Origin of the sequence: Bacillus sp. MMSF_3353 (genome assembly GCF_030733445.1) — a bacterium.
GTDB lineage: Bacteria > Bacillota > Bacilli > Bacillales > Bacillaceae_G > Bacillus_A > Bacillus_A wiedmannii.
Genome location: NZ_JASHJA010000011.1, coordinates 111,946 through 121,175 on the forward strand (window position 1 = coordinate 111,946; position 9,230 = coordinate 121,175).

At 35.4% G+C, this 9,230-nt stretch carries 8 protein-coding genes and 1 other annotated feature; of the genes, 2 read left to right on the forward strand and 6 right to left on the reverse strand.

The genetic code is table 11. The features are described from left to right. The first annotated feature begins 181 nt into the window (after nt 1–181). The gene (locus RBB48_RS20855) at nt 182–634 is read left to right on the forward strand and encodes a VOC family protein (RefSeq protein WP_087983092.1); all 453 of its coding nucleotides are present in this window, start codon (nt 182–184) and stop codon (nt 632–634) included. Between the two features lie 207 nt (nt 635–841). On the opposite strand, the gene RBB48_RS20860 is transcribed toward RBB48_RS20855, so the two are convergent. After that, nucleotides 842–1,273: a helix-turn-helix domain-containing protein gene (locus RBB48_RS20860; protein WP_097889342.1), complete on the reverse strand. Its 432-nt coding sequence runs from the start codon at nt 1,271–1,273 to the stop codon at nt 842–844. A gap of 138 nt (nt 1,274–1,411) precedes the next feature. Next, nucleotides 1,412–2,395, reverse strand: coding sequence for an aspartate--ammonia ligase (asnA, locus tag RBB48_RS20865; protein ID WP_000284898.1), 984 nt, complete (start codon nt 2,393–2,395; stop codon nt 1,412–1,414). 70 nt (nt 2,396–2,465) lie between these two features. Further along, nucleotides 2,466–2,724: a binding site (T-box leader), on the reverse strand. A gap of 405 nt (nt 2,725–3,129) precedes the next feature. On the opposite strand from asnA, the gene RBB48_RS20870 reads away from it, so the two are divergent. Next, on the forward strand, nt 3,130–3,264 hold the full coding sequence (locus tag RBB48_RS20870; protein WP_000047588.1) for a DUF3934 domain-containing protein: 135 nt from the start codon (nt 3,130–3,132) through the stop codon (nt 3,262–3,264). A gap of 95 nt (nt 3,265–3,359) precedes the next feature. Here the strand turns inward: RBB48_RS20870 and RBB48_RS20875 are convergent, their stop codons facing one another. From RBB48_RS20875 to RBB48_RS20890, 4 genes are all read right to left on the reverse strand, one after another. Beyond that, the gene (locus RBB48_RS20875) at nt 3,360–6,554 is read right to left on the reverse strand and encodes a DEAD/DEAH box helicase (RefSeq protein WP_088062961.1); all 3,195 of its coding nucleotides are present in this window, start codon (nt 6,552–6,554) and stop codon (nt 3,360–3,362) included. 118 nt (nt 6,555–6,672) lie between these two features. After that, entirely contained in the window at nt 6,673–7,605 is a 933-nt protein-coding gene (locus tag RBB48_RS20880; protein WP_306008014.1) for a response regulator, read from the reverse strand. A gap of 2 nt (nt 7,606–7,607) precedes the next feature. Beyond that, nucleotides 7,608–8,906: a sensor histidine kinase gene (locus RBB48_RS20885; RefSeq protein ID WP_079998372.1), complete on the reverse strand. Its 1,299-nt coding sequence runs from the start codon at nt 8,904–8,906 to the stop codon at nt 7,608–7,610. 63 nt (nt 8,907–8,969) lie between these two features. Continuing rightward, a partial coding sequence (locus tag RBB48_RS20890; RefSeq protein ID WP_306008015.1) for a malic enzyme-like NAD(P)-binding protein occupies nt 8,970–9,230 on the reverse strand: 261 nt, incomplete at its 5' end.

The following is a 9,230-nucleotide window of genomic DNA, read 5'->3' on the forward strand; positions in this document are numbered from 1 at the left end:
TATTTCAATAGTAGAGGGTTTAAAAAGTGTTGTTCGTTAACAAAATGTTTTATACTATACCCGAAAACACCTTGTCACATTTTCCTACACTGTGACAAGGTGTTTTTTGTTTAGAAGAGATTTTAGTATAATTATGAGGAGAATTAACTAATAAAATTATACATATAAGGAGATAAAGACTATGGCAAACAACAGATTACTAAGAATGGACAATGTCAGCATCGTTGTAGAATCCCTTGATAACGCAATCTCTTTCTTCGAGGAGATTGGACTAAAACTCGAAGGGCGAGCTACTGTCGAAGGTGAATGGGCTGGTCGCGTAACAGGACTCGGTTCTCAGCGCGTAGAGATTGCTATGATGGTTACGCCAGATGGCCATAGCCGAATTGAACTTTCGCGATTTCTCACCCCACCTACTATAGCAGATCACCGGACAGCTCCTGTAAATGCCCTCGGTTATTTGCGCGTCATGTTCACCGTTGAAGACATTGACGAAATGGTATCGAGACTTACAAAGCATGGTGCTCAGCTCGTTGGCGAAGTAGTTCAGTACGAGGACTCATATCGACTCTGCTACATTCGTGGAACCGAAGGTATTTTAATCGGTTTGGCGGAAGAACTCGGTAACAAATAAGTAATGTTTTATATGAAGTCTTTGCCGAAGTAAAAATACTTGAAAGAACTTTACGCTTAATAAAACTTAGATTTTGAACCCCGTCCTAGCTTTAGAACGGGGTTATACTTGTTTGAGCTTTTTAACATACTATCAACATCCCGAAATCATTATAAAACAATTCAATTACTTGTTATACTCTTTCCTAGGAAATATAACGGACTCTTCTCACTTCTTATCATATATATCTTTTCTTTTAAAAAATGATCTGAACTCATTCAAAATAACTTTCTTCACGTCAGAGTAAAAAACCATCATGAATAGTGCAATTCCTAATAAAATCTCTTGCATTCCTTCATAATCAAGGAAAGCACTCACAATTAGCAAACCACATCCAATGTAGAAACCAAATTCATTCTCTTTCTCAAAATCTTCATCAATATGTATTTTCTCTTTTAAATTTTGGTTCCCTTTTATTAGCTCATCGAGCGTAACATTATACATTTCACTCAATAAGATCAAATTTTCAATATCAGGGCAACTTTTATCATTTTCCCACTTATATACCGCTTGCCGCGTTACACCAATTTTCTTAGCAACATCTTCCTGTGAAAACCCTTTTGACTCTCGTAATCTTTTAAGTTGTTGTCCTAAGCTCATAACGTCCCCTCCTTTAACAAATTATTACATAAAAGGATCCAAAAAAGAAAGAAACCATTAGTAAAACTCACTGTAAACCATTCGTTTACACAATGAAAAAGAGAGAATAACTCTTTGAGTTATTCTCTCTCCCTTCTATTAAAACAGATGAATGTTTTCTTTCTTGCAAGCTTCACGTAAATCGTCAGGCCATACAGAAGATTGAACTTCACCAATATGTGCTTTACGTAAGAAGTACATGCACATTCTTGATTGTCCAATACCACCGCCAATTGTTAACGGTAGTACGTCTTCTAAAATACCTTTATGGAAATCGTACTCACGTTTGAAGTCTTCACCTGTTTTCGTTAACTGCTCATCAAGTGATTTACTATCAACACGAATTCCCATTGATGATAATTCGAATGAAGATTGTAATACTGGGTGCCAGAATAAAATGTCACCGTTTAATTTCCAATCATCATAATCAGCTGCGCGTCCATCATGCTTTTCACCTGAACGAAGTGCATCACCAATTCCGATAATGAAGACTGCACCGTGTTCTTTCGCAATTGCATGTTCACGATCTTTCGGTGTTAATTCTGGATATTTATCTTCTAGTTCTTGGGAAGTGATGAAAACAATTTCTTCTGGTAAATACTTTCCAAGGAACGGATACTTTTCAAATAAGTGGTCTTCTAAATCTTTGAATATTCCATAAATTGTTTGTACTGTTTCTTGCAAGTAATCTACAGTACGCCATTCTTTTTGAACGATTTTTTCCCAATCCCATTGGTCAACGTAAATGGAATGTGTTGCATCAAGTTCTTCATCACGACGTATCGCGTTCATGTTTGTATATAAACCTTCACCAGCTTCATATCCGTATTCATGTAATGCGAATCTTTTCCACTTCGCTAGTGAGTGAACAATTTCTAATTCTTCTCCTGAATGTAACATATCAAATTCAATTGGACGTTCTACACCGTTTAAATGATCGTTTAATCCTGATTTTTTCGTTACGAATAATGGTGCAGATACGCGGAATAGTTCAAGGCGTTTTGCTAATTGATCCTCGAAAAATGTTTTAACTTCCTTAATTGCGATTTGAGTCTCTCTTACTGTCATTAATGATTGATACATGGTGGTTTCCTCCTAAAATGTTTGGATGTTGTGAAAAGAAGCCAACAAAAAAAGCCCTTCTTTCCCAAAAAACTGGGACGAAAGACTTTGGTTCCGCGGTACCACCCAAATTAGCAACAGAGGTTGCTCACTTATACAATACGGAGATGAAATATCTCGATACTGTTCTTCTTGTAACGGCGAAGTTCCCGGCTAAGTCTACTTTCCTGTAAAGGATTTCGGTTAGCAACTCCAGGAGGTTCTTCATAATAGGCTTCGTATCAGGCTCACACCACCCCTGACTCGCTTAAACTACTTCCTACTACTACTCGTCCTTTCATAGTCGTTTTGTTGTCACATCTCTGAAACATTTTATTAATGATTATTCTATACAAAAAATAAAGAAAGTCAACAAAATTTTAAAAATATTTTTCAATTCTTTATTTTACGGCTTTATTGATTGTTTTCAATATAACGTCTTCACTTCTTTTGTCTTGTCAATCCAAAAAACGTTTCACTAACCGAAACTAACATATACACAACAAGTAATGTAATCGTTCGAAATATAGAATCCGCAGTATTTCGTATTATTTTCATTTTCTTTGTAATTCCTTTCAGTTTACTTGCAAATTCGTGTTATACTATAACATTCAAGCAGTTTATTTTTACTTAAAGCAATCATAGTCATTTATAAAGAGTATGTTCTAAATCATTGACTATTATCAAATAAGATTTTTATATAACGGAGTGATCATATGAGTAAAACGAAAGCAAAACCGAAAAAAGGTGTAGGGCAAGGTACAGGAAGTAAAGGATGGAATCGTTGGCAATCAAGTGCAAAGAAAAAGGCAGCTGCCAAGCCATATAAAAGTAAAGGGACTAAAAAATAAATTCTGTATTATCTCTTTACTTTGTTCAAAACAAATTATAATTATTACACTAAAAAAGCTATGCTCTCATACATGTGAAAGCATAGCTTTTTATATTAAATCATTAAAATATCTCGTATTTCTTCCTCCGTGATTGATGATAATTTCTCTTCTCCTGGCTCAATCACTTCAGCGATTAAATTTTTCTTACTCTCTTGCAGTTCATGCATTTTTTCCTCAATTGTTCCGTGGGCTACTAATTTTATAACTTGTACTGTATTTTTTTGTCCCATTCGATATGCTCTATCAGCTGCTTGTTGTTCAACAGCTGGATTCCACCATAAATCGTATAATATAACCGTATCGGCACCCGTTAAGTTAAGACCCGTACCACCAGCTTTTAAAGAAATGAGAAATAGATTCCCTTCCCCCTCGTTAAACCGATTACATAGCTCTACACGTTCTTGTGATGGTGTACTCCCGTCTAAATAAAAGTATGGAATCGCTTGACGATTTAACTCACGACCAATAATAGACAGCATCTTCGTAAATTGAGAAAAGATTAAAATTCTCTTACCAGTACTTCTGCATTCCTCTAGTATCTCTAATAGTTGTTCAAATTTAGCTGAACTACCCTTATAATCATCAACGAATAAAGCCGGATGATTACAGATTTGGCGCAGTCTTGTTAAGCCAGCTAAAATTCTAATTTTATTTTTACGTAACGTATCTTTATCTAAATGTTTTAACGTTTCTTCCCTTAATTTCGCTAAATAAGCAGCATAAAGTCTCTTTTGATCTGGTAATAACTCCGATGACTGTAAGTGCTCTATTTTATCTGGAAGCTCCTGTAATACGTCTTCTTTTAATCGTCTTAATACGAAAGGTTTTACGCGCTTCGCTATATCTTCGCGCCTTAAATCACCGAATTCTTTTCTTCCTGGTAATAATTCCGGAAATACAACATGGAAGATAGACCATAGCTCTTCTAATGAATTTTCTACTGGCGTTCCCGTTAGCCCGAAACGAAATTCAGCTTGAATTGTTTTCACTGCTTTTGCAGTTTGGGTTGTAGGATTTTTAAACGCCTGTGCTTCATCAAGAAACAGTGTATGAAACGGCCTCGCATACGATCTTATATCTCTTCTCAGTAATGGATATGACGTAATTACGACATCAAATTCCACTATGTCTTTTAATATTTTTCGCCGCTCTGTTTGATTTCCATCTGCAATAACCGCTCTAATATGCGGGGCGAATTTTTTCAATTCACTAAACCAATTGTAAACGAGAGAGGACGGTGAAACGACTAATATAGGTAGTTTCTTTTCGCGAATTTCAGGCAACACAGAATCTATGTAAGCAATACTTTGCAGCGTTTTTCCAAGTCCCATATCATCTGCTAAAATACCACCAAAACGGTAATAGGCGAGTGTTTTCATCCACTCAAATCCGTATACTTGATACTCTCTCATTACAGCATTTAAAGTTTGCGGCACTGTAAACTTTAATTTTTTCGGATTTTGAATGCTTTCTACTAAATCTTGAACAGACTCATCTAAACTTAAAACATTACCTTCGTGAAATCCGTTCATCCATTTTACACTCCGGATAAGCGGAACGTTCACTTCTTCTCCGTGTAAAAACTCTTTCCGAATACCCGATTCTTTTACAAACTGATTAATTTCATTAAATTCTTTGCTCTCTAGTGATAATAAAGAACCATTCGCTAATCGGTAATATTTGCGTTTCTCTTCCAGAGCCACTAATACACCTTTAATTTCTGCTTCCGGTATTCCTTTTATATCAAAACGAAATGATAACCAATCAATTCTTTCTTTTCTTCTCACTCTAATAAGTGGTGCTGTATCCCCTTTATGAATACGTAATTTAATTGCTGTCGTCGCATAAATATCAACTAAGCCTTTTAACGACGGAACGACGTGATATAAAAAGTTATACTCAGCCTCTTCATTATGCATAAAGTAACCACCTTCTGTTTTCGCGAAGGCACTTTCACTCATAATGTCTAAAATCTCTTTTTCCTTTTTCTCATCACGATTAAAAACAGACGGCTGTCCGTCTTCTTCTAACGGATTGATCATGACGTTTCCATAATGAAATTCAAGACCTGCTAACAAACGATTTTTCACTCGATCTAAATACAGTTTTGCTTTTAGCGACGGCGTTTCAACACGATCTGATATTACTTCATCAATGCGTACGGTTCCCAGTTTCATTAATCCTGGCACAACTTTCGCTACAAAATGTTCCATCTTACTTTCAGGAATATAAAACTGATTGCTATTTGAGCGACTCATCATCTTTTGCAATTCAATAAGTCGCATACAATCTTCCATAGGTAAATGATATAATTTCCCATCGTAAAGAGCGTTGTTATACATTTCCATCACTTGAACACGATTTAGGCCGTCTATATGAAGTGTGAATCCACCATTATTTCCTTTCGTAAACTCAAAATGTAATGGCAATAAACCGTTTGAAATTTGTAAGCCCTGAAACTGTTGTTCATTTTGTTTCAGCTGTACATACTCAACTTTAGAAAGTGAAGAGAGCATATCTTTCCACGAAGCTGGCGGTATGAATATCATACTTTCATCTTGTTTCGCATGTACTTCTAACGCATCTTCATACATTTTTTCATTATGATACATTTTAATAAGCTTCTGAATAACCGCATCTGTTTCTTGCCTGAAGCTATGTACATCTGGTGTGTATGTAAATTCATTAGAACAATGAAAAGTCTCTCTTTTCTCCACTTTAGAAAGAAATTCTCTAATATGCTTTATAAAATATGTTTGCGCAAGTTTTAACTGAATTCCAAGAAGGGCCCCACCACTTTTCGTATCCACTGGTGAACATATAAAAGCCACATCTAATATTTCACGTGTATCAAAACGGTGTTGTTTACTTTTTGGCCTAAGTGGTTTGTCTGCAAACAACTGAAACATCCCGCTCGTTAATTGATCATTTCCGCTCATATTTTCGGACATGCCGCCCGTTTGCTGGTTATAATTTATTTGTATTAGTACGGCTGCAACATGTTGACAATACGTTTGAAAAGACGCTAATGAAGGACAACTACATCTCGCAACTACATCACCTTTTTTAGCTTTTTCTACTGTAACATGAAAATCCTCATTCCCTTTTACCGTCGCCTCACAAATTTCTTTCGTTTCATCATAATGATTCACGATTACTTTATTTGCTTTATAATAAGCTTCGCCTCTTTTATATGAGGTCTCTCCGCATACTTCTTTTATAATCGATTTATTTAATGTAAAACTCATTGTTTTGACACTTCCTTAATGTAAAACCATTTTCTCTTACTTAACATTTTACATGCTCTACGAGAAAATATAAAATATTGATTGAACAAAAAAAGATGCTTATTTATAAGCACCTTCTTCACTCTATCTCCATCAACCGTTTCGCCTCAAAATATAACACTTGAATAAATTTTTTCGTATTAATTCGTATATGGCCAGAAGTTGCTACTTCATCCTTTGTCATTTCTGTCATCCGTTTTCTAACTACAGTGAAATCAAAAAACTTCGGAGCATAGCTTTCAAATTTTGGATTTGAAAAGTCTGTTAGTCCGAGGGAGGCTAAATGATTCAATGATTGATAAATTGCTCTGCGCACTCTTTGTTCAGATGCTTTTTTCTCTTTATCAATATCCGTATGTAAAGCTTCATCCCCTAATTTTTTTATCGTAATATAGTGAAAAGTATCTTTTAACGCAGGAAAGCCAAATTCAAATGTTTGCGCCTTTTCTTGTCCGTATAAATATTCCAGCATACTAAGTAAATCTTTACTTCCGTTCTCTCCCGCAATACCAAGCTCTGCTAGTAAGAAGCGTCCTGAATCTGATATCTTTTTTCCTTCTTGTACTGTTTCACTACGCATTGGCGGCTTTTCCCACTGAAACACATTATTTAATGATTTTTGAATGTCATGTATAGAACGTTCCAAACGAATACGCTCCATCACTTTTCGTACAACAGATACTACTTCTATTTTATTTAGTGGTTTTGTAATATAATATTCCACACCAAGTGTATACGCCTCACCAATGAGCTGTTTCGATTCAACTTGGGAAATCATAATAATTTTCCCAGTAAATGAAGACGCTATATGACGAACTGTTTCAATGCCGTCTCTCATCGGCATTAGTAAATCAATAAATAAAATATCTACTTTTTTATAATTTAGCTGTTCTGCTTCAATAAACGCTCCATCTTCCGATTCTCCAATTACTTCCCCAAGATCGCCATCCTCAATAATTTGCGAAAGCATTGAACGGAAAACTTCATCATCATCTACAATATAATAAAACAAACCTATTCCCCTTCCCGCTTTAAACTGCACTCCGGTAAACAAACGATAAACTTACACCCTTTTTCAGTTTCATTGTCTTCTAACCTTACTTCTCCGCCGAGCTCTGTTACCATTTCGTGTATGTAAGAAAGTCCAATACCTGTTGACGGTGTTCCTGTTTGATCATACTTGGAAGTAAACCCTGGCTTAAATACTAATTTCTTATACTTTTGTGCAATACCAGGGCCATCGTCAATTACTTCAAAGATTACATGTTGCTCTCGTTTATATAACTTAATACGAATGAGACCTCTATCTTCAATTGCTTCCACTGCATTGGCAACTAAGTTATTAAAGATTGATAGCACTGTATACACGTGATATGCAGCGTGTTCACCTTCTATATGTTTTGAAAAACGTATATCTTTCCCTAGCATTTCAGCATATTTCTCATTTATTCTTACGATCATTTCTGTAAGCTCATGTCCTTCTACATACTCAGTCACATTTTTATCTAATAACAGTTTAGATAATCCTGCAAAAATCCTTTGATTATCCTTTTTTATTTCGTGCACTTCTCCTGCTATTTTCAATGCTGTTTTACTACTGGAATCATCGTCTGTCTGTAAATTTCGATATAGTTGATATGCTTCTTGTGTAATCAATTCTGCATTTTGTAACGTTTTTTTCAAGTGAACAGATTCTACATATAAATTTGAAAGGTGCATGAACATTTTTTCATTTTCTTTTCGGACTTGTGACTCTTTTAATTTCGTTTCATATAAAATCATCATATTTAAAAAGCCAAGTGCAAAGAAACTACGAAAAATAGCAATAATAATTAATTTATTCACTTCAGAAACTGTTATTGTTGTACCGAGTACTACCATATGATAAATCGCAAGTTCTGACATACTTGCGATAATTTCAATTGTAATTCCAAGGCACCCAATAACGATTGGTTTCTGATGAAACTTATTCACCCTACAAAGTGAAAAAAGACTTCCATAAATAAAATAATAAAAGAACACAGGATAGCGCAAATAAAATGATTCCGTCATATGAAATGAACCTTGCATGATCCAATCAAGGCATACACGGAATAAAACGACACATATACCGACAAGAATACCTGCAGCCGCTGCTGGTATTCTTCTTAAAAATAATAATAAAAAGAAGAAAAGCGGTGTCCCAAAGCTAACGCGAAACGTATCGTTAAAAGGATGAAAATTAAGCTCTCCAGCAATCGGAACAACAACCATTAATATAATTAAAAGGGATATATCTTTCTTCCATAATTGATTCCAATTCAAAGGTGCCACTTCCTATACTTTTTTCGGTAATAAAAGTGAAAGCCCGCTTATTTTTATAAACGGGCTTTATTTCTATATTCTAACCTTTTCTACCGCTTTTATTTGGCGATACTCTGGTTCCCAGATTGCTTCTTTCACTACAATCTTAATATCGTTATCACTTAAGTTCTCTCTAGCAACACCTTCTGCAACGGCAACTTTCGCTACTTCAATTGCAACCATTTCCGAGATATTACGTAACTCTTCAACCTCTGGCAAAATAGGTGCTCCTGGCTGACTTGTGTCTACCATGCTTGCAACTGCTTCAGCAGCTGCTGCGAACATTCCATCCGT